This is a genomic window from Methylocystis sp. (assembly GCF_051061285.1).
GTDB lineage: Bacteria > Pseudomonadota > Alphaproteobacteria > Rhizobiales > Beijerinckiaceae > Methylocystis.
The window spans coordinates 99,721-126,260 of sequence record NZ_JBPFEA010000045.1 but is presented as its reverse complement, the minus strand read 5'-3'; the positions used below and the strand labels follow the sequence as shown (position 1 = coordinate 126,260).

23 protein-coding genes are annotated in these 26,540 nt (G+C 64.4%); 12 read left to right on the top strand and 11 right to left on the bottom strand.

The window, feature by feature from the left end:
- Nucleotides 1-83 precede the first annotated feature (83 nt).
- Nucleotides 84-2,282, top strand: coding sequence for a hypothetical protein (locus ACR65T_RS15990; RefSeq protein ID WP_434497420.1), 2,199 nt, complete (start codon nucleotides 84-86; stop codon nucleotides 2,280-2,282).
- Nucleotides 2,283-2,285: 3 nt separating this feature from the next.
- Here ACR65T_RS15990 and ACR65T_RS15985 read toward each other — a convergent pair whose 3' ends face one another.
- Entirely contained in the window at nucleotides 2,286-3,107 is an 822-nt protein-coding gene (locus ACR65T_RS15985) for a hypothetical protein (protein WP_123177732.1), read from the bottom strand.
- A 190-nt stretch (nucleotides 3,108-3,297) separates the two neighbouring features.
- Complete coding sequence (locus ACR65T_RS15980; RefSeq protein WP_434497419.1) at nucleotides 3,298-4,275, bottom strand: hypothetical protein; 978 nt, start codon at nucleotides 4,273-4,275, stop codon at nucleotides 3,298-3,300.
- A gap of 102 nt (nucleotides 4,276-4,377) precedes the next feature.
- Between ACR65T_RS15980 and ACR65T_RS15975 the strand changes: the two genes are divergently transcribed.
- From ACR65T_RS15975 to ACR65T_RS15960, 4 genes are all read left to right on the top strand, one after another.
- Nucleotides 4,378-5,307, top strand: coding sequence for a 50S ribosomal protein L11 methyltransferase (locus tag ACR65T_RS15975; protein ID WP_434497418.1), 930 nt, complete (start codon nucleotides 4,378-4,380; stop codon nucleotides 5,305-5,307).
- A 76-nt stretch (nucleotides 5,308-5,383) separates the two neighbouring features.
- Nucleotides 5,384-7,198: an aminopeptidase P family protein gene (locus ACR65T_RS15970; RefSeq protein ID WP_434497417.1), complete on the top strand. Its 1,815-nt coding sequence runs from the start codon at nucleotides 5,384-5,386 to the stop codon at nucleotides 7,196-7,198.
- 67 nt (nucleotides 7,199-7,265) lie between these two features.
- Nucleotides 7,266-7,784: a hypothetical protein gene (locus ACR65T_RS15965; protein ID WP_434497416.1), complete on the top strand. Its 519-nt coding sequence runs from the start codon at nucleotides 7,266-7,268 to the stop codon at nucleotides 7,782-7,784.
- Between the two features lie 222 nt (nucleotides 7,785-8,006).
- Nucleotides 8,007-8,618: a phosphatase PAP2 family protein gene (locus ACR65T_RS15960; protein WP_434497415.1), complete on the top strand. Its 612-nt coding sequence runs from the start codon at nucleotides 8,007-8,009 to the stop codon at nucleotides 8,616-8,618.
- 3 nt (nucleotides 8,619-8,621) lie between these two features.
- Here ACR65T_RS15960 and ACR65T_RS15955 read toward each other — a convergent pair whose 3' ends face one another.
- Both ACR65T_RS15955 and ACR65T_RS15950 read right to left on the bottom strand, forming a co-directional pair.
- Nucleotides 8,622-9,206 carry a GNAT family N-acetyltransferase gene (locus ACR65T_RS15955; protein WP_434497414.1) on the bottom strand — a complete coding sequence of 195 codons (585 nt, stop codon included), beginning with the start codon at nucleotides 9,204-9,206 and terminating at the stop codon, nucleotides 8,622-8,624.
- 268 nt (nucleotides 9,207-9,474) lie between these two features.
- A complete protein-coding gene (locus ACR65T_RS15950; protein ID WP_434497413.1) occupies nucleotides 9,475-10,620 on the bottom strand; it encodes a type III PLP-dependent enzyme in 1,146 nt (381 codons plus the stop codon).
- Nucleotides 10,621-11,270: 650 nt separating this feature from the next.
- Between ACR65T_RS15950 and ACR65T_RS15945 the strand changes: the two genes are divergently transcribed.
- The gene (locus ACR65T_RS15945; RefSeq protein ID WP_434497412.1) at nucleotides 11,271-12,839 is read left to right on the top strand and encodes a glucan biosynthesis protein; all 1,569 of its coding nucleotides are present in this window, start codon (nucleotides 11,271-11,273) and stop codon (nucleotides 12,837-12,839) included.
- A gap of 3 nt (nucleotides 12,840-12,842) precedes the next feature.
- On the opposite strand, the gene ACR65T_RS15940 is transcribed toward ACR65T_RS15945, so the two are convergent.
- Entirely contained in the window at nucleotides 12,843-13,658 is an 816-nt protein-coding gene (locus tag ACR65T_RS15940) for a creatininase family protein (protein WP_434497411.1), read from the bottom strand.
- Nucleotides 13,659-13,703: 45 nt separating this feature from the next.
- Nucleotides 13,704-14,888 (bottom strand): hypothetical protein, encoded by a 1,185-nt coding sequence (locus tag ACR65T_RS15935; protein ID WP_434497410.1) that lies wholly within the window; start codon nucleotides 14,886-14,888, stop codon nucleotides 13,704-13,706.
- Between the two features lie 300 nt (nucleotides 14,889-15,188).
- On the opposite strand from ACR65T_RS15935, the gene ACR65T_RS15930 reads away from it, so the two are divergent.
- Entirely contained in the window at nucleotides 15,189-15,509 is a 321-nt protein-coding gene (locus ACR65T_RS15930; protein ID WP_434497409.1) for a DUF411 domain-containing protein, read from the top strand.
- Here the strand turns inward: ACR65T_RS15930 and ACR65T_RS15925 are convergent.
- Nucleotides 15,437-16,813 (bottom strand): NAD(P)/FAD-dependent oxidoreductase, encoded by a 1,377-nt coding sequence (locus ACR65T_RS15925; RefSeq protein WP_434497408.1) that lies wholly within the window; start codon nucleotides 16,811-16,813, stop codon nucleotides 15,437-15,439. The genes ACR65T_RS15930 and ACR65T_RS15925 overlap by 73 nt on opposite strands.
- A 76-nt stretch (nucleotides 16,814-16,889) precedes the next feature.
- On the opposite strand from ACR65T_RS15925, the gene ACR65T_RS15920 reads away from it, so the two are divergent.
- Nucleotides 16,890-17,939, top strand: coding sequence for an RluA family pseudouridine synthase (locus ACR65T_RS15920; protein ID WP_434497407.1), 1,050 nt, complete (start codon nucleotides 16,890-16,892; stop codon nucleotides 17,937-17,939).
- On the opposite strand, the gene ACR65T_RS15915 is transcribed toward ACR65T_RS15920, so the two are convergent.
- A complete protein-coding gene (locus ACR65T_RS15915) occupies nucleotides 17,936-18,226 on the bottom strand; it encodes a type II toxin-antitoxin system RelE/ParE family toxin (protein ID WP_434497406.1) in 291 nt (96 codons plus the stop codon). The two genes, ACR65T_RS15920 and ACR65T_RS15915, sit on opposite strands and share 4 nt — an antisense overlap.
- Nucleotides 18,223-18,468: a type II toxin-antitoxin system ParD family antitoxin gene (locus ACR65T_RS15910; RefSeq protein WP_434497405.1), complete on the bottom strand. Its 246-nt coding sequence runs from the start codon at nucleotides 18,466-18,468 to the stop codon at nucleotides 18,223-18,225. Before ACR65T_RS15910 ends, ACR65T_RS15915 begins: the two co-directional genes overlap by 4 nt.
- Before the next feature lie 151 nt (nucleotides 18,469-18,619).
- Between ACR65T_RS15910 and ACR65T_RS15905 the strand changes: the two genes are divergently transcribed.
- The 3 genes from ACR65T_RS15905 (at nucleotide 18,620) to ACR65T_RS15895 (ending at nucleotide 22,793) form a co-directional block, all read left to right on the top strand.
- The gene (locus ACR65T_RS15905) at nucleotides 18,620-19,636 is read left to right on the top strand and encodes a ribonuclease T2 family protein (RefSeq protein ID WP_434497404.1); all 1,017 of its coding nucleotides are present in this window, start codon (nucleotides 18,620-18,622) and stop codon (nucleotides 19,634-19,636) included.
- A gap of 98 nt (nucleotides 19,637-19,734) precedes the next feature.
- Nucleotides 19,735-21,774: a DNA methyltransferase gene (locus ACR65T_RS15900; protein WP_434497403.1), complete on the top strand. Its 2,040-nt coding sequence runs from the start codon at nucleotides 19,735-19,737 to the stop codon at nucleotides 21,772-21,774.
- Nucleotides 21,775-21,944: 170 nt separating this feature from the next.
- The gene (locus ACR65T_RS15895; RefSeq protein ID WP_434497402.1) at nucleotides 21,945-22,793 is read left to right on the top strand and encodes a hypothetical protein; all 849 of its coding nucleotides are present in this window, start codon (nucleotides 21,945-21,947) and stop codon (nucleotides 22,791-22,793) included.
- A 7-nt stretch (nucleotides 22,794-22,800) separates the two neighbouring features.
- On the opposite strand, the gene typA is transcribed toward ACR65T_RS15895, so the two are convergent.
- A complete protein-coding gene (gene typA, locus ACR65T_RS15890; RefSeq protein WP_434497401.1) occupies nucleotides 22,801-24,621 on the bottom strand; it encodes a translational GTPase TypA in 1,821 nt (606 codons plus the stop codon).
- A 152-nt stretch (nucleotides 24,622-24,773) separates the two neighbouring features.
- Nucleotides 24,774-25,817 (bottom strand): EF-P lysine aminoacylase EpmA, encoded by a 1,044-nt coding sequence (gene epmA / locus ACR65T_RS15885; protein WP_434497399.1) that lies wholly within the window; start codon nucleotides 25,815-25,817, stop codon nucleotides 24,774-24,776.
- A 95-nt stretch (nucleotides 25,818-25,912) separates the two neighbouring features.
- Between epmA and efp the strand changes: the two genes are divergently transcribed.
- Nucleotides 25,913-26,482, top strand: coding sequence for an elongation factor P (gene efp, locus ACR65T_RS15880; protein ID WP_029651659.1), 570 nt, complete (start codon nucleotides 25,913-25,915; stop codon nucleotides 26,480-26,482).
- The last annotated feature ends 58 nt before the right edge of the window (nucleotides 26,483-26,540 follow it).

Sequence of the window (26,540 nt, the reverse complement as noted above, 5' to 3'; positions counted from 1 at the left end):
GCAACGTCACCAACCCACATTGCTTTTTCCAAGGGAGCGGACATGCGCAGCCGGCTGGTTCCAGCGTCGAGAGCGTCTGCGCGATGACCACCTCCGCGCAGCAGGCGCGCGGCGCCGACGCCTCGGCCCCGCGGCGGCGCTTCGGTCTTTTCGACGCTCTGATTTCGCCGCTCGCGCGCCTGTGGAGCGGCGATCTCAACCTCGGCCGCGTCGGGATGGCCGCCGCCCTGCCCGTTCTGGGCTGGGTCTTCTACACAACCTCGTCCGGCATGATCGACATCATGCAGAGGGAGCCCGGAGACGTGATCGGGATCGCCGGCACGCTGATCGCGACGACCGCCGTCCTCACCATGCTCGCTGCGACATCCTGGTCGCTCGGCGTCGATCTTGCGGCGCTCATCGCGCGGCGGCGTATGGCCCGCGAACGCATGATCATCAAGACCGGCGTGACGGCGCTGGTCTTCGCCTTCGTCTTCTCGATCTCCGCCTTTTTTTCATTCACCTACTACTACAACAACATCTTCAAGCTCTCCTCGCGCAAGATCGTCGCCGAGCTGGCGCCGATGGAGCTTGCGACGGAAGTCCTGCTGCCGGCGACGAAAGACATCGCCGCCGCTTTCGAAGCGGCCTCCGCGCGCATCGCCGCGACGCCCAGCTACAAGGCCTATCTCGATTCGATCGACGGCCTTATCGACACCGCGCGGCAAGCGGGACCGGCGCTGCGCGACGCCATTCGCAAGCGGCAGGAGGCGCAGCAAGCGGTCATCGCGCAGGCCGCGAGCCAGGCCGCGCTGGAAATGGAAAGCGCGCAGGCGGCGATGCGTCAGCTCGAGGATGCGCGACGCGAAATCGAGGCGCTTGAGCGCAGCATCGCCGAACTCGACGTCATCATCAAAGCGAAGCAGGACGAGATGACGTCCATGGCCGCCACGGCGCGTCAGGAAGAACAGCTCGCCGTCGACGCCGCGCACGGACTCGATGGGATGGGCGCGGCCTGCGGCCCCAATTGCCGCGGGCATCAGGAGAAAGCCGCCGAAGCGATGCGACGCGTGTCGGCGCTCAGGCAGACGCTCGCCGGCCCCGCGAACGAACGCGCCAACGCGGTGAAGCGGCGCGACGCGCTCAACGCCCAGACGATCACGCTGAAACAGAAGGCCGAGACCGCGAGCGCCGCTTCCGGCCGGCCGATGCCGAAGGGCGAAGCCGCGCTCGATCTCGACGCGACGCTGCGCGACCTCGCCGCGCTGCGCGACCAGCTGCGCCTTGAGCCGACATGGCGCGCCGTGCGCGACGCGAAGCCTCTATGCGAACCGATTCTCGCGGCGGCGCGGCAATCAAATGCGCTGCCGGCAAGCGTGCCGCGCGACTTCACCTGCGAACCGCAGGGGGAGGCGCGCGATCTGCTCTCGGCGCGCGACGAAACGATCGCCGCGCGCGCGGCCTTCGATAAAAAATGCGGGCTGGAAGCCGGGCTGCGCGACGAACTCTCAGCGATTGTCGCCAAGATCCGCTCGGCGCCGGCGTCTGACAGGGGCGCCGCGGCAAACGGCTTCACCGACGCCAAAACTCTCGTCGACGCCTGCGTCGTCTCCGGCAAGGCGGCTGGGCTTTCAGACGACGAGGTGCGCGAGCTTTTGAAAAAAAGCGACGCCTATTTGCGCACGCACAGTTCCGAGCGCAATAAATTCGAACTGGCGCGCGAAGCCTTCTGGAGCTTCACCCCCGATTCGACGATGGCGATCGGCGTCGCGATGGCGCAGGACGCTTTTCTGTTCATCATGAAATTCCTGTCGGAGATTTTCAAACGCGGCTATGAGGCGCGCGAGCGGCGTCAATTCGCCGCGCCGATCGATCTTTCCGACGATGAGGAGCAGCCCGTCGACATCCGCGCGATGAAAGCCGTCCTGCGCGCGGCGCGTCCGGTTCACGGCGACATGAGCGAGATCGACCCTGACGCGGAAGCAATGTCGGCGCTGCCGCCGAATGTGCACGACAATATCGTCGCTATTCTCAATCGGCTCGTGCGCGATGAAATCGCTCATGTCGACCGCAAAGGCGCCTATCTCGTCGACAACGTCACCGTCGGGCAGATTGAGGCGCGGCTCTTCGCGGCGCTGAAGCCGCGCGCCGCCCGCGCCTTGCATTACTCGGCCGACGGCGTCGTCAGCGGCCCGCGCGCCTATTACTCGGACGCCGGCGCCGCGAACCTGCCACGGCGGCGCTCCGGCGCGCTTGAGCGCTACCTCGTCGCCGAACCGATGGAGAGGCGTTCGCCAGGTTAGAGTTCAGGCGGCGACGGGGGTTGCGCGCGCGGCGGCGCGCAACGACGGAAGGTAGCGCAGGCAAAGACCCTGCGGCGCGTGCAGCAGACCGGAAACGACGCTGATCTCGCGCCAGCGCGGATAGCTCGCCGGCAAAAACTGCAGCGCCAGGCCGACAGCTCCGAGAAACTCGGTCTCGCTCGCAAAATCGTCGGCGCCAAAGGTCAGCGTCGCGTCCTGGCCCGTTTCGGCGCCCCGCGCCAGAAATTCGAGCGTTGGCGTCGCCCAGCGGGTCGCTCCCAGCGCATCCTCCAGCGCACTCCAGACGTCCCGCGGATCGATGAAGCGAACGAGGTAACGCGCCGGCGCGGCGTTGTAGCGCGTCGCCTCGTCTTCGGTCACGAGATCCGGTCGCGCGTCGAGCTCGGCGTCCGCCATGGCGAGGAGCGCCGCCGGATGTCGGCGCCAGTCCGCGGCGCTCGCGCTCCAGACGGCGCTCTGCTGATAGAGGCGTCCGTGGCCGCTTTCGCCGTCTTCAGGCCGGAAACGCGCGCGCAAAAAAATCGCGCGGCGAGAATTCGGCTCCGGAGCGATCCGCGCGATGAAGGAGCCGCGTCGTCGAGAAGCCGGATCGACGAGATCAGGCTCGAAGCGGCGAAGCGCCATCAGACGCGGCGGCGAAAGCAGCCGGTCGTCGGCCGGCTGCAGATTGCAGCTGCGCAGGGTCACGCCATAGCCCGCGGTCGCCGGCACGCGCAGCGTCGCGCCAAAAGCGAGCTTCCCATAGTGCAGCCGTTCGAGAGAAATCTCGGCCGTTTCGTCGCCATTCGGCGCAGCTATGCGCATCGCGCGTCCTTTCGCGCGGGAAATCCGCGCGATCACCCTATGCGCAGAGCCTTAAGCAAGAATTGACGTAAATTCGCTTTAAAGCAGGTCCCGAAAAAGTTGACAGACTTTTTCGATGAGGACCTGCTCCAACATTTTGATTTGAGCGATTCCCTAGCCATCACATGATTCCATGTGATGGGGAAGCGCTTCAGGCGATCTCCTCGATGCGCGCGTCGAGCTGCGGGTAGGAAAAGGTGAAGGCGCTGTCGAGGCCGAGCGCGGCGTAAAGAAACGGCTCGGCGGTGAGAAACGGCCGCCAATATTCATTATAGGCGCGAGCCCCTTCGAGGCCGGCGCGGCGAAACCGGCGCTCGCCAGGCTGATGCGGATCGATGTTGGGATTCTGAAAGCGCTTCACGAAGCCATAGGCCGAGCAAACCGTGAAGCGCACCGATGCGTCGCCGTTCGGCGACTCCAGAGCCCGCAGCCGATCCAGCCATTGCACGGCGCGCAGCGATTTGCGCAAAGCGTGCAGCGCCACCGCCGGATCGCAGGCATAGGTGAAGGCGCTGGGCCCAAGGCGGGCAAACAGGCGCTCGTACTGCGAGAAGACGACGACGAGCCGCTTGAGCTTTTTCTCAGGCGCCAGCGCCAACCGATCGATGAGGCGCGCGAGATTGCCGGACCAGCCGGAATCCTCGAGCCGCACCAGCGGCAGCACGATCACGATGGCGTCCGCCTCAAGCATCTGCCTGGCGAGCTTGGCTTTGACATCATTGAGAATGGCGACTTCGGCGCCGTCCGGCGGCACGGCGATCTCGCCCGCCGAGTCGATGATCTCCAGAAGCCAGGGCCCCCGTAGCACCGCCGCCGGCGGGGCTTCGCCGTTGACCGTCAGGCGGAAGCGATATTCGTAGGTGTCGAGCGTGTCGGTGGCGAGGCCGCCCTCGGCGAATTCGCGCCGCAGCCGCTCATAGTCGCCCTGTTCGACCGACAGCAGGCTGGCTTTCTTTGGCTCGGCGCTCTCGGCGAAATATTCCGCCTCGGTGATGGGCTGCAGCGCGGGGCGCAGGCGCGGCGAATAGCCAAAGGCGCTTTGCGCGACGCAGTCGACGAGCGAGGCGAGCAGCGACGACTTGCCGCCCTTCTTGGGGCCGATCAGACAAATTGAAAGTCTTTCGGTCATTCACGCCTTCAACTCGTTGGAGCCAGCCTCTAGCGCGACAATACAGACCGATGGCGCCTGGCGAAAGGTGACGCGCGCGCCCCGGCCGTGGTAAGCGCGCTCATGCTTGAAGGCCTTCCCCCCAATAACGCCAGCCACATGCTGCGCCTCGATTGCGACGAAAAACGCGCCCGCGCCGTCGCCGACCTCATCGTCGAAACTTTCGAGCCGACAGAGACCGCCGCCGCCGCCTTCGAACTGGATGACGGCCCCCGATGGTCCGTCGAGGTCTATTTCGCGACCGCGCCCGACGAAGCGCAGATTCTTGCCCTGATCGAGGCCGCCGCCGACGCCGAAACGGCGCGGGCGGCGCGCTTTTCGACTGTCGCCGAGCAGGACTGGGTGGAGAACGCTCTTGCCGGATTGGCCCCGGTCCGCGCCGGCCGCGTGCTGGTGCATGGCGCGCATGATCGGGGCCGGCGGCGCGCGAACGACATCGGCGTCGAGATCGAGGCGGCGCTGGCTTTTGGCACCGGCCATCACGGCACGACGCTGGGCTGCCTTAGGGCGCTCGAGAGAATCGCCAAGCGCCGGCGCCCACGCCGCATTCTCGACGTGGGGACAGGCACCGGCGTTCTCGCGATCGCCGCCGCGCGGCTCTTTCGCCAACGCGTCGCCTGCGGCGATATCGATCCTGTCGCCGTGGCGACAGCCTCGGCCAACGCCCGCGCCAATGGCGCCGGCGCCGATGTTCGCCCGGTCGTCGCCACCGGGCTGCGCCATCCGTCGCTGCAAGGCCAATATGATCTGATCTTCGCCAATATCCTGGCGAAGCCTCTGCGCCTGCTTGCGCCGGAAATTGCCCGCGCCGCGGCGGCTGATGCGGAGCTGGTGCTTTCGGGACTGCTGGCGCGCGACGTGCGCGGCGTGCTCGACGCCTATCGCGCCCAAGGCTTTTTCCTGGCCGAGCGGGGCGACATCGAGGGCTGGGCGACTCTGGCGTTGAGGAGAGGCGGATCGTCCAGCGCCCCCTCCCTGTCCCTTCCCCTTTAAAGCGGGAGAGGATTGGGAAGGGGAAAGGCGCGCGCAAAGCATTGCCCTGCGGCAGGCGCGCGACTAGCTTTGCTCCATGTTCGAAGCGAAATTCCAAACATTCGTCGACGACGCCATGCGCGGCGACGGCGCGGCGCGCCTCAGGGCGCTGCGCACTGAGTTGAAACGGCAAGGACTCGACGGCTTTCTCGTTCCGCGCGCCGACGTCCATCAAAACGAATATGTGCCCAAATGCGCCGAGCGCCTCGCCTGGCTGACGGGCTTCACCGGGTCGGCCGGCTTCGCCGTCGTGCTGGAGAAAGAGGCCGCGCTCTTCGTCGATGGCCGCTATGTCATTCAGGTGCGCGGCGAGATCGACGCGAAGCTCTTCAAGCCGCTCGACATCGCGCAAACGACGCCCGCCGCCTGGCTCAGCGGACAAGCGCGCGAAGGCGCGCGCATCGGCTATGACCCCTGGGTGCACACCAGCGCGCAGATCGAACGCTTCGGGAGAATTCTCGCGGAAAAGAAGATCGAACTCGTTCCGCTCGACGCCAATCCGATCGATGCGCTTTGGATCGATCGCCCGGCCGAGCCGAAAGGCGCGGTGGCGATTCATCCGGCGCGTTACGCCGGCGAGAGCGCCGGCGCCAAGATCAAGAAGCTGCGCGCGGCGCTGAAGGATGCGGACGCGGCGTTGATGTCCGATCCGCATGCGATCTGCTGGGCGTTCAACATTCGCGGCGCCGATGTGGCGCATACGCCGATCCCGCTATGCTTCGCCCTGCTGCCCAAGGACGGCGCGCCTGCGCTTTACATCGACGATGCGAAGCTCGCGCCGAAGGTGCGCGCCGCGCTCGAAAAATTTCTGACGCTGAAATCGCCTGAAAGCCTCGTCGAGGATCTCGTGCAGTCTGGCAAGCGCGGCGCGACCATTCTCTTCGATTCTGCGACGGCGCCAGCGAAACTTGTCGAAACCTTGCGGGCGGCGGGCGGCAAGCCGCGTCTCGCCGACGATCCGGCGACGCTGCCGAAAGCGATCAAGAATGAAAGGGAGCTCGACGGCGCGCGCGAAGCTCATATCCGCGACGGCGCGTCGCTGACGCGATTCCTCGCCTGGTTCTCCGAAACCGCGCCGAAGGGCGGATTGACGGAAATCTCCGCCGCGGAAGCGCTCGAAACCTTCCGCCGCGAGAACGGCGACCTGCGCGACATCTCCTTCCCGACGATCTCGGCTTTCGGCGAACATGCGGCGATCCCGCATTATCGGGTGACGGAAACGAGCAATCTCAAGATCGGTCGCGGCGTCTATCTCGTCGATTCCGGCGCGCAATATCTCGACGGCACGACCGACGTGACGCGCACGGTGGTCGTCGGCCCGGCGTCGAAACAGTTGCGCGAACATTTCACCCGCGTGCTCAAAGGCCATATCGCCATCGCTCGCGCCGTCTTTCCCAAGGGCGTCTCGGGCGCGCAGCTGGATGCTTTCGCGCGGCGTGCGCTGTGGGAGGCAGGGCTCGACTTCGATCATGGGACGGGCCATGGCGTCGGCGCTTACCTCTCGGTGCATGAGGGGCCGCAGCGCATCTCGAAGCTCGGGACGACGCCCTTGCAGCCGGGCATGATTCTGTCGAACGAGCCCGGCTATTATCGCGCCGGCGAATATGGCATCCGGCTCGAAAATCTCGTCATCGTCGAGAAGCGCGAGATCAAAGGCGGCGAACGCGAGATGTATGGTTTCGAGACCATCACGCTCGCGCCTTTCGATTTGAATTGCGTCGAGCCGAAATTGCTGTCGCCGGAAGAAATCATCTGGCTGAACGCCTATCACGCCCGGGTGCGCAAGATCCTATCGCCGCTGGTGGACGCAAAGACGCGCAAATGGCTGCGGGAAGCGACGACGTCGATATGAAAGATCTCGAAACGGATGACGTTGATCGGTTGATCCTCAGAACTCCGCTCGCTCGGAGGAGAATGTCATGAGCACTGGCGCAGAATTTACTCCGAACGAACCCATCGCCGCATTGGCCGGCGAGGCCTTCGCCAAAGCCGTCACGACTCTGGCGCGCGGACACATGCTGACGCCCTTCGGCGTGGCGCGGTCGGAGTCCGGCGTCGATCAGCCGCAGCAGTTCGTCGTCAGCGATGCAGGCAAGATTGATGTCGCCGAAAGCGTCGAGGCGGCGCTGCAATGGCTTGAAGACGAAGCGCCCAACGCCGACGTCTGCATGATTATCCTCGACGGCTATTTCAGCAGTGATGACGGCCGCATCGACGCGGTGGTCGGCCGCGCGCTGTCGCTGAAGCGACAGTTGATGGTCGAGATCGCGTTGCCTTACGAAAGCGCCGAAGACGACGAAGGTCTTGAGTTTTCAGACCCGCAATATCGCTTTTCCGGCGTCGCCGAAGACGGCGTGGAGATCGAAACGATCGACGTCGACGCCGACGCCTTCGACGCGGTGTTTCGCAGCGCCTTTGCGAAACACGCGCCGGCCTAGAGCAGGTTCCGAAAAAGTTGACAGACTTTTTCGAGAGAGAACCTGCTCGGACGTTTTGATTTTGAGCGATGCCTTATCGATCATATGATTCCATGTGATCGGGAAGCGCTCTAGCGGCGTCACGCAAACATCACATAAACGTCACGCAACCTCTATCGCTTCGTCACGTAAACGCAGCCTCCGCGTCGCGAAACCGCAGCGTCCGTCGCGTAGCGTTGCGTCATGGCGTTCACATCGGACCAGCTGGCGAAGCTGACGCGAGACGCGTCACCAAAGCCGCAAGCAGACATCGGCGTCGCCTCCACTTGGGGCCAACGTCTCTTCGAACTTGACCTCGCGGCGGTTCATCTCTTCTCGCGAACCGCGCGCTCCGCGATCGGCAGATTCCTCGCCGTCGCCATCAGCAAGCTCGGCAATGGATGGATCTATCTCATCCTCGCGCCCATCGTCCTCATCGGCCTCGGCTGGCAGGGGCTGCATGTCGCGGCGCTCGCCGGCATGAACGCCGCGCTGCTGCATTTGCTCTATCCGATCATCAAGCGCCGCTTCGGCCGCAGGCGTCCGTTCCAAGTCGACGCGCGGCTGCCGTCGCTGTTGAAGACGCTCGACGATCACTCCTTTCCGAGCGGCCACGCCATGACCCTCACCGGCGTGCTCGCGCCCATCGTCATCGCCTGGCCGGCGACGACGCTATCGGCAGGCCTTTTTCTGCTGTCGATGGCCTGGTCGCGAATCGCGACGGCGCACCACTATCCAAGCGACGTCGCGGCGGGCGTGGCGCTTGGCGCCGGCCTCTCCTACCCGCTCGCGCGCGGGATACTGGCTTATTGGTGAAAGTCACGCCGCCTGCGGCAGGTCGAGCGCGCGCGTAGACGCGGGAATGACGCGCCCCTGCGCGGCCGATAGCGCGCCGTCGACAAGCTCCAAGCCAAGAAAGCGCGCGCGCTCGACCGGGCCCGGCATGGTCAGCCGCTCGGTGAATCGCCGCTCGAAACCGAAACGCGCATAATAAGGGGCGTCGCCGACGAGCAGCACGGCGCGATGGCGCAAGTCGGCCGCGCGCGCGAGCGACTCGCGAATCAGCGCGCCGCCGACGCCGAGCGAACGCGCCCGCGCCGCGACGGCGAGCGGACCCAGCAGCAGCGCCGCACGCCCGCCGGCAAGAACCGGCCAAAGCCGCAGCGTGCCGATAAGCCCGCCGACGCAGTCGGTCGCGACCAGCGCAAGACCCGGCGCCGGCGCCGATCCGTCGCGCAGCCGCTGGCAGGTCTTCAACAACCGCGCGGGACCGAAGGCCTCGTCGAGCAAAGCTTCGCGCGCCGTAAGGTCGCGCGTCGCTTCATCGCGAATCGTAAATGTCGCAAGAGCGACAACCGCTTGCAGCGCGGGGACGTGATTGGGGCATGCAAGTTCAAAGGCCATCTTTTCCTCCCTTAAGAAGGACAAGCGACCCTCGCGCCTGGCGCATGACGCGCCCGCCGAACGGGACTGACAGTAGTGTGAGGCGAATCCTTCTCCCGCTTGCAGGAGAAGGTGGCCCTCGCTTCAGCGAGGGTCGGATGAGGGTCCTCACCCGTCACGCGTTCCGCGTGACACCCTCTCCCGAACTGAAGTCGGCTGTCGCCGACTTCAGCGCTATCTGCGCAAACCGGGAACACCCGGTTTGCGGCGGGAGAGGGTGAGCGCCGACTCAGATCACATGCGTCTCGAGCGGCGGGAAACCGTTGAAGCCCACGGCCGAATAGGTCGTCGTATAGGCCCCGGTTCCTTCGATCAGCACTTTCGCGCCGATCTCAAGCGAGATCGGCAGCTGATAGGGCTGCTTCTCGTAGAGCACGTCGACGCTGTCGCAGCTCGGGCCCGCGACGACGCATGGACTCGTCGGCGCGCCGTCCGCCGGCGTGCGGATCGGATAGCGGATCATCTCGTCGGTCGTCTCGGCGAGGCCGTTGAACTTGCCGATGTCGAGATAGACCCAGCGAATCTCGCTGTCCTCCTCCGACTTCTTCGAGATCAGCACGACTTCCGCTTCGATCAGCCCGGCGTTGCCGACCATGCCGCGGCCCGGCTCGATGATCGTCTCCGGAATGCGGTTGCCGAAATGCTTCGACAGCGCGCGGAAGATCGCATTGCCATATTGCTTCACCGCCGGCACATTCTTCAAATATTTCGTCGGGAAGCCGCCGCCGAGATTGACCATCTGCAGATTGATTCCGCGCTCCGCGAGTTCGCGGAAAATCTCGGCCGCCGACTGCAGCGCGGCGTCCCACATGCGCGGATTGGTTTGCTGCGAGCCGACATGGAACGACACGCCATAGGCGTTGAGGCCCAGCCTGTGGGCATGCTCCAGAACGCCCGTCGCCATCTCGGGGGCGCAGCCGAATTTGCGCGACAAGGGCCATTCGGCGCCGGAGCCGTCGCAGAGAATGCGGCAAAAGACCTTGGAACCGGGCGCCACGCGCGCGATCTTTTCGACTTCCGCCTCGCAGTCGACCGCGAACAGCCGCACGCCGAGCGCATAGGCGCGGGCGACGTCGCGCTCCTTCTTGATCGTATTGCCGAAGCTGATGCGGTCGGGCGTGGCGCCGGCGGCGAGGACCTGCTCGATTTCGACGACGGACGCCGTGTCGAAGCACGAGCCGAGCGAGGCGAGGAGCGAGAGCACTTCCGGCGCCGGATTGGCCTTCACCGCATAGAAGACGCGCGTATCCGGCAACGCCTTGGCGAAGCCGACATAGTTTTCGCGCACGACGTCGAGATCGACGACGAGGCAAGGTCCGTTGTCGCGCCCGTTGCGGCGGCGCTCGGCGAGGAATTCAAGGATGCGGTCGGTCATTGTGGCCCCCTGCGCGGCGAACCGCGCCCAGAATCGTTGAGCGTCAACGGACATGCCGCTCCGTTCGCCCGCGCGCGATGGAGACGCGACGAACGTTGGGTTTAGCTGTCCAAGGCCGCGCGAGCGCAAGCGCTCACACGGCTGGTTGATGCGCCGTTGACTGACCGATGCGAAATGATGCGCGCCTGAGCGCGCACGCTTCCGCGGGTACAGCCATCGATTGGAAGGGGAGAATCCCGATCCGCACGCCCGGCAAGAAAGACAAGCCTCTTCGGTACGCCGACCTTTGGAGGGTCGACAGAGACGAAAAAGCCCGGTCCGTCGTTGCTTTAAGTCGCGATCCTCCGCAGAGACGGAGTTCGCCGGTTCGCCTCCGGCTGCCGGTTTTACGCTGGCGGTTAACCGGCCTCTTGTCCGGATCCCCGCCTACCGACACACGACCACAGGCACGTGCGATTTGGGCAAGGACTTAGATACGCGCTTTTGCCGCTGAGACAAGCGGTTTTTGCGCCATGCGATTATTTTTTCGGCGGGTGATGCATGTTGGTCGCGCGCGCTCGCCTTGGGTCGCCGGCTTCTTGCGCAAGCGAGACGATGAGGCTAGAGCAGCAGTCAATCAGCGAAGGCAAGACCTTGGTTCGGACGCGGGAATGACGCGAATAACACGGCGCCAATTCGCCGGGGCGCTCTCTGCAACAGGCGCGCAATTTGCGCTCAAAGTTCCGGCGCTGGCGGCCTCTGACGTTCCCAAGCCGCGGTTCGGCTTTGAGAACGTCGTCCAGCGGGCGCACGACCTGGCGCTGGCGCCCTTCGACACTGCGGTTCCGCCGCGTCTGCCGGATCCCTTCGACGCTTTGGACTTCGACACATGGCGAGGGATTCGCTTCAAGCGCGAGCATGATATTTTTGCGGGCACGGACGGCGGCTTCCGGCTAGAGACGTTCCATCTCGGCTTTCTCTATCGTCGCCCGATGACGGTGAATATGATCCGCGACGGCATCGCGACGCCGATTCCCTATTCGCCGGCGCTCTTCGACTATGGCCGCCTCAAGGTCGAAAAGGCTCCCCCGGTCAACACCGGCTTCGCCGGCTTTCGCCTGCATTTTCCGGTCAACGAGCCGCATATTCACGACGAGGTCATTTCGTTCCTCGGCGCGAGCTATTTCCGCTTTCTCGGCCGCGATCAGAAATATGGGCTTTCCGCGCGAGCGCTGTGCGTCGAGACCGGCTCCGAGCACGAGAGCTTTCCGTTCTTCCGCGAATTCTGGGTCGAAACGCCGGAGAAGGGCAGCAATCACGCGACGCTCTATGCGCTGCTCGACGGCGAGGCTACGACAGGCGCCTTCAGATTCGATCTCTTCGCTGGACAGGAGAGCGCGCTCGAAATCCAGGCGACGCTTTTCCCGCGGCGCACGGGGATGAAGCTCGGCCTCGCGCCGCTCACGTCGATGTATCTGACCGGCGAAAACGACCGGGATGTGCGCGACGGCTTTCGCTCCGAATTGCACGATTCCGACGGGCTCTTGATCCATACCGGCGCCGGCGAATGGCTCTGGCGCCCGCTCGCCAATCCTCCCCGCGCGCGGATCTCGTCCTTTCTCGACAACAATAATCGCGGCTTTGGGCTGCTGCAGCGCGACAGGACGTTCGAGTCCTATCAGGATCTTGACCTCGCCTATGAAAACCGCCCGAGCTATTTCGTCGAACCTATGGGCGACTGGGGCGAAGGCCGCGTCGAACTGCTCGAACTGCCGACGCGTGACGAAACCAACGACAATATCGTCGCGAGCTGGACGCCGGCAAATTCGCCTGAGCCCGGCGCGCCCTTCGTTTACGCCTATCGTATCACCGCCGGGCTCGACATGCCGCAACTCGCGCCCAACGGCATGGTCGTCAACACCTTCGAGGCGCCGGCGCGAGCGCTTGGCTCGGCCGAGCCCGTTAATCCCGGGGCGCATCGGTTCATCGTCGATTTCGCCGGCGGCGATCTCGCCTATTATGTCGCCGATCCGGGCCAGGTCGAAGCGGTGGCGACGACGAGCGCCGGGCGCGTGCTGCGCGCCAGCGTCGCAGCCAATATGCACATCGATGGTCTACGCGCGCTCTTCGACGTCGCGGTGGAGCCGGGCAGCACGGCCGATCTCCGCCTGTTTTTGCGCGCGCATGGACGCGCGCTCACCGAGACCTGGACCTATCCCTGGACAGCGCCGGCGGCGTGACGCTCAGTCGTCCATGCTCTTGAGCCGCGTCAGGTCGAACGCCTCGACGTCGCGCAACAATTCAACGAAGGCCGTCGCCCAATAGTCAGCCACCGCTTCGCCCTTTTCAGCGCTGGCTTTGGACGCGTCGCCCATGGCGCCCGCAGGCGAGAGGTCCTGCGCCATCCAGCCGAAGCCGGCGGGTCGATCGGCGCGCAACCAGGCAAAATCGCGCTCGAAGTCGAGCGTCGCCGGCGGGAAGTTCTTGGCGCGCGCCATGTCGACGAGGTCCGGCCGGAAAGCGAGCATGAGCGACGTTTCGATTTCGCCGCCATGAATCCCGTGGCGCAGCTCCACCGCAGAGAACAGTCCGTCCGGATAGCCGAAACGCGCCCAGGAGACGATGACCGCCAGCGCGCCGAAACGGGCGCGCAGATCGAGCGCCGTCTGCGAGAGGAGCGCCGAATTGCCGCCGTGTGAATTGAGGAGCACCAGCTTTCTCACGCCTGCGCGCAGGACGCTCTCGGCGATCTCTGCGAGGAGGCGCGACGCGGTCCCGTTTGTCAGCGTCAGCGTGCCGGGAAAGTCGCGGTGCTCGGGCGAAACGCCGACGCTCTGAATCGGCAGAAAGACGGCTTCGAGATCTTCGGGCAGGCGCGCCGCGACTCGATCGATGCATCCTTCCATGATCATCGCGTCAACCCCGAGCGGCAGATGCGGCCCGTGCTGCTCCACCGCAGCGATCGGCAGAACGGCGATGACGCGCGACATGTCATGCGCGCGCATGTCGCGCAGCGAGAGTTCCGACCAGAAGGGCGACGGCAGCATGGCGCGCAGCATAAGCACGTTCCTTGCGAAGGGGAATGCTGGCGGGCGCGCCGCGTATCAGAGCCCCGTCAGTTTCATGAACAGCTTTTGAGCCATCTCGGCGACAGGATATTTGAACAGAAAGAGTGGCGGCATCGGCAGCAGCGCTGCGGCGAGAATGATCGCCAGCAGGCGAATGCTGACGGGCGCCAGGCGCATATTTCGCACAACGCCGACGCTATTGCCGAGATCGGCGAGCGATTGCAGGTCCGGCGTCCCCAGCAAAGGCTCTCTGTCATGAGACGCTTCGCCAAACCATTTGCGCTCGAAATCCTCGACGTATCGCGCGGCAAGCGCCGTGTAGTCGCGCAGTCCCCGTTCTCTGCATTCCATCAGCTTGAAGGCGAAGAAACAGGGCGGACCAAGAAACAGCACGATATCGATGATCACAATCATGGCCGTCGCCAGATAGATCGGCTCAAAAGACGCGCCCGTCGACATTTCCTCGGCGAAACCGGCGGCGACGAGCAGTGAAATGGCGAACGCCAGAGGCGCCAAATGGGTTTGGACGACCTCAAGATATCCGAGGCCTCCGACGCCGTCGGGATGCGTCGGCGTCAGGTGAAGCTCCATTCGGGCCAAGCGCCACAGGAAGCGCCACCAGAGCGCGAGCCGCCAAACCCAACGAAACGCCAGAAAGCGAAAGAGCGGCAGACAGATCATCCAGTACCACAAGCCCGCAAGCGGCATGAGGGCCAAGGCTCGGCCCGATTCGGGCGACGCGGTCTTTCCAGAAAGATGAAGCTGCGCCGCGAAAAGAAACATCAGCACTGTCGCCGCGAGCGAGGTCGCATCCGGAATCCAGGAATTGCTCCAGCGGGCGAGGCTGCGAACTTCAGCCTGCAAGGCGGGAAGCGCCGCTCTCGACGCCACGCCGGAACGCAGCAGGGTCGAGAGAAACGCCCTCGCTTGCCGATCAAACGTAGTTTCGCAAAAGAACAGCAGCGGAATGACCGCCAGCAACCGAATGTGCCCGCCGATGACCGAGAGCGTAAAGAACTTTCCGCGATCGCCTTCAAGCGCCGCCAAGGCGACGAGGACGATCCAGGGGACCAGTCCGAGGGCGATCCCCAGGGGGAGCGTATTCGGCCCCGGACGGACGAGGCCAAGCCGCCTTCCCAGCCTCTGAAGAGGGCCGCCGAGAAGCGAGAATTCGCTGAGCAGGTCGTCGGCGTTTTGCGGGCTGTCGGCGGATTGGCTCATGCACCCCTTCCGATGGTAAGCGCTGGGTTCGTTCGGGCGACGTCTTGCCGCTTTTGCCGGCGACAACGACATACTACCGCATGCGACTTCGCGCGAATGCCGTGCTGCGCCCGAATTCGGAACGGGCGCGCATGGCGCGCGCGAGACAAGGATCGACGCTCATGGCGAATGACCCCTTCACCCGACGCGATACGCTGCGGTTCGCCGCCGTCGCGGCGCTTATCCCCGGATGGGCGCGCGACGAAGGTCGTGATGCATAAGAGCCCGACATGCGGGTGTTGCGGCGCGTGGAGCGCGCGCATGCGCGAGGCCGGCTACGTCGTCGAGGAGATCGTCGAAGCCGATATGCCGTCGGTGAAGAAGCGCCTCGGCGTGCCTGAAGCGCTGTCCTCCTGCCACACGGCTGAGATCGACGGCTACATCGTCGAAGGCCATGTTCCCCCGCAGGCGGTCGCACGGCTCCTAAAGGAGCGGCCGGACGCCGCCGGCCTTGCCGCGCCGGGCATGCCGGCGGGATCGCCGGGCATGGAGGGCGGCGCAGCGGAGGTCTACAGGCTGTATTTGTTCGATGCTTCCGGGCCGCGCCCATTTGGCGACTGGCGGGGCGACAAGCCCGTCTGACCGGGCTCGGGCGGCGCGACGGCTTGATCCTGCGAAAGGCCGAGATAACGGGCGGCGCCGCGGCCGGCCGCCAATCCGGTGGCGAAGGCCGCCTGCAACAGATAGCCGCCCGTCGGCGCGTCATAGTCGAGCATCTCGCCCGCGACGAAAACGCCCGGCAGCTTCTTGAGCATCAGATTGTCGTCGAGTTCGTCGAAGGAGACGCCGCCGGCGGTGGAGATGGCGCGCTCAAGACCTCCGACGCCTGTAACGGTGAGCGGCGCATTCTTGATGAGCCCGGCAAGCGTTTCCGCGTCGCGCGGCAGGCCCTCCCCGCGCGCCTCGCGCAGGAGCCCGATCTCAACTTTCGAGAACCCGGCCTTGCGCAGAAAATTTGCATGCGACTGTTTCTGCGGACGCCGCGACAGCTTGCGCGTCAGGCATTCGAGACTGGTGTCGGGCCGCAGATCGATCGACAGCGTCGTCGGGCCGTGTTTTTGCGTGACGTCGCGCAACTGCGAGGACAGCGCGTAAACCGGCCCGCCTTCCAGCCCGCCCCGCGTGACGACGACATCGCCGCGCGCCGATAACGCGCCATGGCGCAGCAACGCCGTCTTGATCGGCTGGCCTTCGAAATCGGCGCGAAAGATCGCGCTCCATTCGATCAGCGCGCCGCAGTTGGCGGCGACGAGCGGCGTGACCCGCACGCCTTCCGCGCCAAGCCGCGCCGCCCAGGCGCCGTCGGAGCCGAGCCGCGGCCAAGAGGCGCCGCCGAGCGCCAGCACCAGGGCGTCGACCTTGCGGGTGAATTCGCCATCCGGGCCGATCAGGCGCAGCGCCCCGGATTCGGCGAAGCCCGCGAAGTCATGGCGGGTCACGATCGTAACGCCGAGCCGCGACAGCCGAACAAGCCAAGCGCGCAAGAGCGGCGAGGCCTTGAAGCTTGCCGGAAAAACCCGGCCGCTGGAGCCGACGAAGGTCGTCTCGCCAAGCTCGGCGCAGAAATCGCGCAGCGCCTGCGGCGGCCAGGCGCGGATGTACGGCGCGATTCTCGCGGCCGCCGCGCCATAGCGGGAGATGAAGCGCTCCAGGCCTTCGCTATGAGTGATGTTGAGCCCGCCCCGCCCCGCCATCAGAAATTTGCGCGCGGGGCTCGCTTTGTGCTCATAGATGACGACGCGCGCGCCGGCGCGCGCGAGGGCGTCGGCGGCGAATAGACCGGCGGGGCCCGCGCCGATGATGGCGCAGAACGGAGCCTCGGCGTCGCTAATGGAAGAGCCTCCCTTGGGCGGCGTTTTTCGATGCGCAGAATGGCGAAGGTTCACGCCTCCGCTCGCGCCACGCCCGCGTTTCGGTGGCTCTCATATCATGCGCGCGTCGGCGCGCGGAAAAAAAGCTGAAATGACAGTCAAGGCTCTGCCTCAAATTGACGCATCCGCCGAGCGCTTCGAATTTCTCGTTGCGCCGCAGCACGCCGGCGCCCGGCTCGACCGCTTTCTGGCGGAACAGCCGGAGATCGTCGCCGCGCATCTGTCGCGCAGCCGCATCAAGGGGCTGATCGAGGACAGCCGCGCGACCCTTGCCGGCGAGACGGCGCGCGATCCGGCGAAGAAGCTTGGCGCCGGAGATCACGTCACGCTCGACGTGCCGCCGGCGGCGCCGGCCGAGCCGCAGGGCGAAGATATCGCGCTCGCCATCGTCTATGAAGACGCGCATCTCCTGGTCATCGACAAGCCGGCCGGCCTCGTCGTGCATCCCGCGAGCGCGCATGAAAGCGGCACGCTGGTCAATGCGCTGATCGCTCATTGCGGCGACAGCCTTTCCGGCGTTGGCGGGGTGAAGAAGCCCGGCATCGTGCATCGCATCGACAAGAATACGAGCGGCCTTTTGGTCGTCGCCAAGACCGACGCCGCGCATCATGGCCTCTCCCGCCTCTTCGCCGATCACGGCCGCAAACTGTCGCTGACGCGCGAATATCTCGCCTTCGCTTGGGGCGTTCCCGACCGCGCGCATGGGACAATCGACGCGCCGCTCGGCCGCCATTCGACGCAGCGCGAAAAAATGGCGGTGGTGTCGGAAGCGCGCGGCCGCGAGGCGATCACGCATTGGGAGAAGGTCGAGGATTACGGCGTCGCGTCGCTGCTGCGCTGCCAGCTGGAGACCGGCCGCACCCATCAGATCCGCGTGCATATGGCCCATATCGGCCATCCGCTGATCGGCGATCAAACCTATGGCGCGGGCTTTAAAACCAAGGTCGCGAAACTGGCGCCCGCCGCGCGCGAGATCGTCGAGCGTCTCGGCCGGCAGGCGTTGCACGCCGCGACGCTCGGTTTCGAGCATCCGGTGACGAAAGAGGAGTTGATGTTTGAAAGCGAACTGCCGGAGGATCTGGCGGGGTTAAGGGAAGCGCTGAGCGCCACAGCGAAAAGCGGAACCGACCGCGGCTCTTAAAGGTGACGCTGGAAATCCATCCGCTGATGCAGAATGCGGACGACTTCGACGCCCTTTGGCGCTTTCCGGTAAAAGAGCACATGAGCGCCGACAGCGTGCTTCCGGTAGCCGGCGCGAACTTCGTCGCAGGCGCGGCCGCGCTCGGGATCGGCGGCGACATAGGTCATCGCCACCGCGAGTTGGCGAAGATAGTTTTCCGCTTGATCAGCGCCCCAATGGGCGACCGTGTAATTCCAAATGTCTTCGAGGTCAGCCTGCGCTCGCGGCGTGAGCGTATAACGTCTCATCCCTTAACTTCGGCGCGCTTGCGCGCAATAAACGCCTCCATGTCGAAAGGCGTCGCGGCGCCGCTCTCCTCGCCGTCGATCAAGGCGGCGCGCAGGGCGGCGAGCCTGGTCTCCTGCTCTTCGAGCAAGCGCAGCCCTGCTCGGACCACATCGCTGGCCGACCCATAGCGACCTTCGGCGACCTGGCTTTCAACGAAGGCGGCGAGACGATCGCCGATGATGATGGACGTGTTCTTAGCCATGGCGGGGCGGCTCCCAATTTTGGGATACCAAAATATGGTACAGCGATGTTGGGCGCAACTTCGGGAGGCGTTCGCGCAATCAGGCGATGCTTGCTCGCACACGCCGCCCAGATTACCCTTCCGCGTTGCTGATATTTTTGGAGTTTTTGTCATGCGCGCACGCGCTGTTCGCATCCTGCTTTGTTCGTCATTGTCGCTCGTCGCCTCAGGCGCGACGGCGGAGACGCCTGCATCGGGAAGTTTCGTCGCCCGCCAGTCCTGTCCCGCGCTTCAATCGATCAGAACCGGCGCCAATCCGGGCAATGTCAGCGTCGAGCCGGATGGGCATTATTCCATTTTCGCCAAGAACAAGCCGAACGCGACGCATTATCTCATCGATGTCCCCGACGCTCATCCGGGACGCCGGTGGGTCGCGGTCGGCTGCGGCGAGGCGAGGCTCGCTGAGGGCGGCGGCCAGCCGGCGAGCGGCGGCGAACAAGCCTCCGGCGAGCAAGAGCCTGACGGCGGTCCGACGGCGCAAAAGCCGGATTACATCCTCGCCGTGAGTTGGCAGCCGGCCTTTTGCGAAGGCAAGCCCGACAAGACGGAATGCGAAACGCAAAGACCCGACCGGTTCGACGCGACGCATTTCACGCTGCATGGGCTCTGGCCCAAAAAACAATATTGCAACGTCGATCGCCACATCGTCGCCGCCGATAAGGACAACCGGTGGAACGGCCTGCCCGAGCCCGAACTCTCCGACGCGACAAGGCATGCGCTGTCGGAAGTCATGCCGGGAACGATGTCGCTGCTCGAACGGCACGAGTGGATCAAACATGGCACGTGCTTTCCGGGAAGCGTGGCGGAAGCCTATTTTTCACGGACGCTCGCGCTGGTGTCGCAGCTGAATAGCTCCAAGGTTCAGCAACTTTTCGCGGCGCATATCGGCGAGGAAATCACGCGCGACCAACTCAAGGCGGCGTTCAATGAGACCTTCGGCGACGGCGCCGCCGATCGCGTGCGCGTCGCCTGCAAGAGAGACGGCGGCCGCAATCTCATCGTCGAGATGACCCTCGGATTGGTCGGAGACGTCAAACCCGACAGCAAACTCGCCGATCTTATGGCCGCCGCGCCGGCGACCGATCCCGGCTGCCCGAGCGGCGTCGTCGATCCGGTGGGGTTGCAGTAGGCGACGCCCACCGCGCCCTCGCCGGGACACGCGCGGCATCAACTCGGAAGCGGAGATAATCTTTCCCCCGGTTTCTGAAGATGGGGTAGATTTCCGCCATGTCGGCAGTCATTGAGGGCGAAAACGCGCCCATCGAAAATTTCATCAAAAAATGGCTGGGACGGGAAGGCGGCCAGGAACGGGCAAATTACGCCTTGTTTCTCACCGAGTTATGCGACGCCCTTGATCTGCGGCATCCCGACGTTGCCTCCGCCGAACACGAGACCAACGACTACGTGTTCGAACGCGTGGTTCGGGAGATTGGGCGCGACGGAGCCGTCTCCAATCGCCGCATCGATCTTTATAAGCGCAACTGCTTCGTGCTCGAAGCAAAGCAGTCGCGCCTCAAGGGCGGCGAAAAGGAAGTGCGCGGCCAGTCCGACCTTTTCGTCACAGATTCCGCCCCGCGCGGACGCCGGGGCGCCGAGCGCGCATGGGACGTATTCATGCTCAACGCCCGCCGTCAGGCCGAGGACTATGTCCGCCTGCTGCCCGCGGGCCACGAGCCGCCGCCTTTCGTTCTTGTCTGCGATGTCGGCCACTGCTTCGAGGTCTACGCCAATTTTCGGCGCGACGGCAAAGCGTTCGACCAGTTCCCCGATCGTCAGTCCTTCCGCATCTTTTTAGAAGACCTTCGCCGTCCAGAGGTTCGCGAACTTCTCAAAACCATCTGGAAGGACCCTGCTTCCCTCGATCCTGCTCGCAAATCCGCGCGTGTCACGCGCGCCATTGCGGAGCGGCTTGCGGCGGTCTCGAAGGCCTTGGAACGGGACAAACATGCGCCCGAAGACGTTGCTATGTTCCTCATGCGCTGCCTCTTCACGATGTTCGCTGAGGACGTGGAACTGCTCCCGAAGGAATCTTTCACGGAAGTTCTAGAGCGTTGCGAGAAAGAGCCGGCTACCTTTCGTCACGACGTCGGTCAGCTTTGGGAGGCGATGAATTCCGGCGGCTATGCCCACGCCCTTCGCAGAACCGTCGCGAAATTCAACGGCGAGTTTTTCCTCAAGCGCGGCGTGCTGCCGCTTGGGCGCGAGGAAATCGGCGAATTGCGCCGCGCCGCTGAATATGATTGGCGCGACGTCGATCCCTCCATATTCGGCACGCTACTCGAACAGGCGCTCGACCCGAAAGAGCGGAAGCGCCTCGGCGCGCATTTCACGCCACGCGCCTATGTCGAGCGGCTCGTCGTGGCTACAGTGATCGAGCCGCTTCGCGCAGAATGGGGACAAGTGCTCTCGACCGCCGAGCGACAGAAGTCGGACGGCCGCGTCGACGATGCGCTCGCTTCCGCGCGCGCCTTTCACGACAAGCTCTGCGCCACGCGCGTGCTCGACCCCGCCTGCGGCACGGGAAACTTTCTTTATGTCTCGCTCGAACTTCTGAAGCGCCTCGAAGGCGAGGTGCTGGAGGCGCTCGCCGATCTTGGCGGTCAGGAGGCGCTTGTCGGCCTTGAAGGTCATACTGTCGATCCGCATCAGTTTCTGGGCATGGAGATTAATCCCCGCGCAGCGGCGATTGCGGAGTTGGTGCTGTGGATTGGTCATCTGCAATGGCATGTGCGCACAAAGGGCGGCATGCCGTCGGAACCTATTTTGCGCGCCTTCAAGAATATCGTCGTCAAGGACGCGGTTCTGGAAGCCGACAGGGTGCTGAAGCGCGACGAACACGGCCAGCCGGTGACGCGACGCGACGCCGAAGGCAATCTGGTCGAGGTGTACGATTACAACAATCCGCGCCGGCCGGCATGGCCCGACGCGGAGTTTATTATTGGTAATCCGCCGTTCATCGGCAAAGGCGAATTGATGCGCGCGGCGCTTGGGCAAAATTATTTGGACGCACTCGCCTTCGCCCATCCCCACATGAACGAGAGCGCCGACTTTGTAATGTACTGGTGGGATCGAGCTGCTGACATTCTTTCGCGCACTAACCGCGTGCTGAAGCGCTTTGGCTTCGTCACAACCAATTCGATTACTCAAGTGTTCAATCGGCGCGTTGTTGAGAATTGGCTCCGAAATAAGAAACCCGTTTCCATTATTTGGGCGGTCCCCGATCATCCTTGGACAAAAGCGGCATCCCATGCAGCGGCCATCTGTTAGCCACGGTTAAGCCGGAAAGAGACAAGAATAATCGTGCGAGCTACAAACGAAATTGGTGGATTTTCGCGGAGCCCCGACGCGAGTTTCGCCCTGCTCTTTTGACGGTTAAACGCTTTATCGCGACTACAGAAACGACTAAACATCGACATTTTCAGTTTGTAGACATATCTGTGGTGCCAGACCATATGGTTGTCGCATTCGCTTCGGATGACGCGTTTACTCTTGGAGTATTATCGTCACGTCTTCATATCGCTTGGGCGCTGCGGGCGGGAGCTTGGTTGGGCATTGGCAATGATCCTCGCTACTCCAAGTCTCGCTGCTTCGATCCTTTCCCATTCCCCGACGCCAACGACCCGCAAAAGCAGCGAATTCGCGCCATCGCCGAAGAACTCGACGCGCATCGAAAGCGCGTGCTCGCCGAACATGCGCATCTGACGATGACCAGCCTCTACAATGTACTCGAAAAACTGCGCGGGGGCGTCGCGCCGGATGCGCTCGAAGAGAAAGAGCGCCGCATTTTCGATGACGGACTCGTGCTCATTCTGAAAGAGGTGCATGACAAGCTCGACGCCGCCGTCGCCGACGCCTATGGCTGGCCCGCAAACCTGTCGGATGACGATGTTCTCGCCCGACTCGTCGCCTTGAATAAAGAGCGCGCTGAGGAGGAGGCGCGCGGCCTCGTGCGTTGGCTGCGGCCCGATTATCAAATCCCGCGCTTCGGCACGCCAAAGGAGAAGAAGGAACTCGAACTCGTCGGCGGCGAGATGCGCGATGGCGGAGCGGTCGCGCCCGCCGCGAAGAGCGCCTTCCCGAAAGAAGATCTCGCCCAGACCGTCGCCGTCCTAGCCGTGCTCGCCGGCGCAAGCGCGCCGCTCGGCACCGAAGCCATCGCGCTGCGCTTCAAACAGGGCCGCCGCATCATGGCCAAGGTCGAGGCGGTCCTCGCCTCGCTCGCCCGCACCGGTCTCGTCGATAGCGGCGATAACGGCAAAAAGTTCTTGCTACGACGGGCGGCGTGAACCGCCCTCACTCCACCAGCGCGGCCTTGCCCTTCGCCTTCTTGCGGTCGTTGGGGTCGAGAAACACCTTGCGCAGGCGGATCGATTTTGGCGTCACTTCCACGCGCTCGTCGTCCTCGATATAGGCCAGCGCCTTTTCCAGCGTCATCTGGATCGGCGGCGTCAGCCGCACCGCCTCGTCCTTCGACTGGGTGCGGATGTTGGTGAGCTGCTTGCCCTTCAAGACATTGATCTCGAGATCATTGTCGCGCGTATGCTCACCGACGATCATGCCCTTATAGACCTTCCAGCCGGGCTCGATCATCATCGGGCCGCGATCTTCGAGCTTCCACATCGCATAGGCGACGGCCTCGCCGGAATCATTGCTGATCAGCACGCCGTTGCGGCGGCCCTGAATCTCGCCCTTGTAGGGCGCATATTCATGGAACAGGCGGTTCATGATCGCCGTGCCGCGCGTGTCGGTAAGAAGTTCGCCCTGATAGCCGATCAGCCCGCGCGTCGGCGCATGGAAGACGAGCCGCAGGCGATTGCCGCCCGACGGGCGCATCTCGATCATCTCGGCCTTCCGCTCGGCCATCTTCTGCACGACGACGCCGCTATGCTCCTCGTCGACGTCGATGACGACTTCTTCGATCGGCTCGAGGATCTCGCCGTTCTCGTCCTTCTTGAAGACGACCTTGGGGCGCGAGACGCCGAGCTCGAAGCCCTCGCGGCGCATGGTCTCGATCAGAATGCCGAGCTGCAATTCGCCGCGGCCCGAGACGATGAAGGCGTCGCCCATCGGCGCGTCCTCGACGCGCAGCGCGACATTGCCTTCGGCCTCCTTGAAGAGACGCGCGCGGATCATGCGGCTCGTGACCTTGTCGCCTTCCGTGCCGGCGAGCGGGCTGTCATTGACGAGGAAGGTCATGGAGAGCGTCGGCGGATCGATCGGCTGCGCCTGCAGCGGCTCGTTCACGTCGAGCGCGCAGAGCGTGTCGGCGACGTTGAATTTTTCGAGGCCGGCGATGGCGACGATGTCGCCGGCTTCCGCCTCTTCGATCGGCTGGCGCTCGATGCCGCGAAAGGCGAGAATTTTCGACACGCGGCCCTGCTCGACGATCTTGCCGGTGCGGTCGAGCACCTTCACCGCCTGATTGGGCTTTATGCTGCCGGCGAAGACGCGGCCGGTGATGATGCGGCCGAGATAGGGATTGGCCTCGAGCAGCGTGCCGAGCATGCGGAAGCCGCCGTCCTCGACGGTGGGCGCCGGCACATGCTTGACCACGAGATCGAAGAGCGGCGCCATGCCGTCCTGCGGGCCGGTCGGCTCCTCGGCCATCCAGCCCTGTTTAGCCGAGCCGTAGATGATCGGGAAGTCGAGCTGTTCGTCGGTGGCGTCGAGCGCGGCGAAGAGATCGAAGACCTCGTTGACGACTTCCGAGACGCGGGCGTCGGGCTTATCGACCTTGTTGACGCAGACGATGGGCTTGAGGCCGATCTTGAGCGCCTTGCCGACGACGAATTTCGTCTGCGGCATCGGGCCTTCGGCGGCGTCGACGAGCACGATGGCGCCGTCGACCATCGACAGGATGCGCTCCACCTCGCCGCCGAAATCGGCGTGGCCGGGCGTGTCGACGATATTGATGCGCACATCCTTCCAGGTGATGGAGGTGGCCTTCGCCATGATGGTGATGCCGCGCTCTTTTTCGAGATCGTTGGAATCCATCACGCGCTCGGCGACGCGCTGGTTTTCTCGAAAGGCGCCCGACTGCTGGAGCAGGCGGTCGACGAGCGTGGTCTTGCCATGGTCGACGTGGGCGATGATGGCGATGTTGCGCAGCTGCATGTTCAAAGGCCGGCCAGGTAAAACAGCCGCCTCTGCGGCCGCCCGAGAGCGGCCGGGAACTGGAGACGCTGGCTGTTGTTGCGATGCAGCGTCTCATACCTCAAGGCGGGGGAATTTGGAAGCGGAGCCGGGCCGTGGACGCGACCGCGCCGCTAAACCGCCGCGCCGCGCTCGGCCACTGGCGTCCACAGCACCTGCTCGATGCGCTCAGCTCCCGTCGCGAGCATCACCAGCCGGTCGAAGCCGAGCGCGACGCCGCAGGCCGGCGGCATCTCAGCCAGAGCGGCGAGAAAATCCTCGTCGATCGGATAGGTCTCGCCGTAGATGCGGCGCTTCTCCCGCATCTGCGCCTCGAAGCGCCGGCGTTGCTCCGCCGCGTCGGTCAGTTCGGCGAAGCCATTGGCGAGTTCGACGCCGCAGACATAGAGTTCGAAACGATCGGCGAAGCGCGGATCATCGGCGTTGGCGCGGGCGAGCGCCGCCTCGCTCAACGGATAATCCGTCAAAATGGTCGGCCGCTCGCGACCGAGCATAGGCTCGATCTTTTCCGACATGATCTTGCTGAACAAATCCGACCAGCCGTCGTCTTCGACGACCCGTATGCCGTCGCGCGCGGCGGCGCGCGCCAGCCCGTCGCGGTCGTTGAGCAGCGATTCCAAATCAATGCTGGCGTGGGTCGCAAAGGCGTCGCAGACGCTGATGATCTGCGGTTCCTCGAATGGGTCGCAAACGCGTCCCATCCAGGCGAAATCCGTCGCGCCCGCCGCCCGCGCCGCGCTCGCCAGCAGTCCGGCGCAATCCTCCATCAGCCGCAGCGTCGGCGCATCCGTGCGGTACCACTCCAGCATGGTGAATTCCGGATGGTGCAGGGCGGAGCGCTCGCGATTGCGGAAGACGCGCGCAAGGGTGAAAATCCGCTCCTCGCCCGCCGCGAGCAGCTTCTTGCAGGAAAACTCCGGCGAGGTATGGAGATAGAACCGGCTCCGCTCGCCACCCGAGCCGATCAGCTCCGTCGCGAAGGCCGAAAGATGCGTTTCGTTGCCGCCGGATAGCTGAAGCGCTGCCGTTTCGACCTCGGCGAAGCCTTCCGCGGCGAAGAAACGTCGGGTGGCGGCGGCGATCGCCGCCCGGCCCTTGAGAAAGGGCTTGCGGTCGGCATAAACATCCCGGGCCCACCAAGGCGACGCGCGCGTCATAAGGTCTCCGCGAGGCGGGGCCCCGGATTGCCGGCGCGCCCGAAATATGGTCTGACCGCCGTTCATAAACTAGGCCGGCAATAAGGGATACCGACGTGAAAGTCATCGCCAGTTCGATTCGCAAAGGCAATATCATCGAGAGAGATGACGGGCAGCTTTACGTCGTCCTGACCGCCGAGAGTTTTTTCCCCGGCAAGGGCACGCCGACGACGCAGATCGACATGCGCCGCCTCTCGGACGGCGTCAAAACTTCGGACCGCTACAAGACGACCGAACAGGTCGAGCGCGCCTTCGTCGAGGATCAGGATTTCAGCTATCTCTACAATGACGGCGACGGCTATCACTTCATGAATCAGGCGAGCTATGAGCAGATCATCGTGCCCACCGATGTGATCGGCGATCAGGCGCAGTGGCTGCAGGAGGGCATGGTCTGCATCCTGTCGATGTTCAACGGCGTGGCCGTTGGCATTCAATTGCCGCCGCGCGTGACGCTGGAGATCATCGAGACAGAGCCGGCGATGAAAGGCCAGACCGCATCCTCGTCCTATAAGCCGGCGAAGCTCGCAAATGGCGCGCGCGTCATGGTCCCGCCGCATATTCAGCCGGGCACGCGCGTCGTGATCCAGACCGAAGACGGCGCCTATGTCGAGCGCGCCAAGGATTGAGGCCGCGATAACCCTCTCCCATCGGGAGAGGGTCGGTCCGAAGGACCGGGGTGAGGGT

Bases quoted from the DNA above. Each gene is read 5' to 3' on its own strand.
- ACR65T_RS15990 (WP_434497420.1), top strand. From the start codon at position 84: ATGACCACCTCCGCGCAGCAGGCGCGCGGCGCCGACGCCTCGGCCCCG.
- ACR65T_RS15985 (WP_123177732.1), bottom strand. From the start codon at position 3,107: ATGCGCATAGCTGCGCCGAATGGCGACGAAACGGCCGAGATTTCTCTC.
- ACR65T_RS15980 (WP_434497419.1), bottom strand. From the start codon at position 4,275: ATGACCGAAAGACTTTCAATTTGTCTGATCGGCCCCAAGAAGGGCGGC.
- ACR65T_RS15975 (WP_434497418.1), top strand. From the start codon at position 4,378: ATGCTTGAAGGCCTTCCCCCCAATAACGCCAGCCACATGCTGCGCCTC.
- ACR65T_RS15970 (WP_434497417.1), top strand. From the start codon at position 5,384: ATGTTCGAAGCGAAATTCCAAACATTCGTCGACGACGCCATGCGCGGC.
- ACR65T_RS15965 (WP_434497416.1), top strand. From the start codon at position 7,266: ATGAGCACTGGCGCAGAATTTACTCCGAACGAACCCATCGCCGCATTG.
- ACR65T_RS15960 (WP_434497415.1), top strand. From the start codon at position 8,007: ATGGCGTTCACATCGGACCAGCTGGCGAAGCTGACGCGAGACGCGTCA.
- ACR65T_RS15955 (WP_434497414.1), bottom strand. From the start codon at position 9,206: ATGGCCTTTGAACTTGCATGCCCCAATCACGTCCCCGCGCTGCAAGCG.
- ACR65T_RS15950 (WP_434497413.1), bottom strand. From the start codon at position 10,620: ATGACCGACCGCATCCTTGAATTCCTCGCCGAGCGCCGCCGCAACGGG.
- ACR65T_RS15945 (WP_434497412.1), top strand. From the start codon at position 11,271: ATGACGCGAATAACACGGCGCCAATTCGCCGGGGCGCTCTCTGCAACA.
- ACR65T_RS15940 (WP_434497411.1), bottom strand. From the start codon at position 13,658: ATGCTGCGCGCCATGCTGCCGTCGCCCTTCTGGTCGGAACTCTCGCTG.
- ACR65T_RS15935 (WP_434497410.1), bottom strand. From the start codon at position 14,888: ATGAGCCAATCCGCCGACAGCCCGCAAAACGCCGACGACCTGCTCAGC.
- ACR65T_RS15930 (WP_434497409.1), top strand. From the start codon at position 15,189: ATGCGCGAGGCCGGCTACGTCGTCGAGGAGATCGTCGAAGCCGATATG.
- ACR65T_RS15920 (WP_434497407.1), top strand. From the start codon at position 16,890: ATGACAGTCAAGGCTCTGCCTCAAATTGACGCATCCGCCGAGCGCTTC.
- ACR65T_RS15915 (WP_434497406.1), bottom strand. From the start codon at position 18,226: ATGAGACGTTATACGCTCACGCCGCGAGCGCAGGCTGACCTCGAAGAC.
- ACR65T_RS15910 (WP_434497405.1), bottom strand. From the start codon at position 18,468: ATGGCTAAGAACACGTCCATCATCATCGGCGATCGTCTCGCCGCCTTC.
- ACR65T_RS15905 (WP_434497404.1), top strand. From the start codon at position 18,620: ATGCGCGCACGCGCTGTTCGCATCCTGCTTTGTTCGTCATTGTCGCTC.
- ACR65T_RS15900 (WP_434497403.1), top strand. From the start codon at position 19,735: ATGTCGGCAGTCATTGAGGGCGAAAACGCGCCCATCGAAAATTTCATC.
- typA (WP_434497401.1), bottom strand. From the start codon at position 24,621: ATGCAGCTGCGCAACATCGCCATCATCGCCCACGTCGACCATGGCAAG.
- epmA (WP_434497399.1), bottom strand. From the start codon at position 25,817: ATGACGCGCGCGTCGCCTTGGTGGGCCCGGGATGTTTATGCCGACCGC.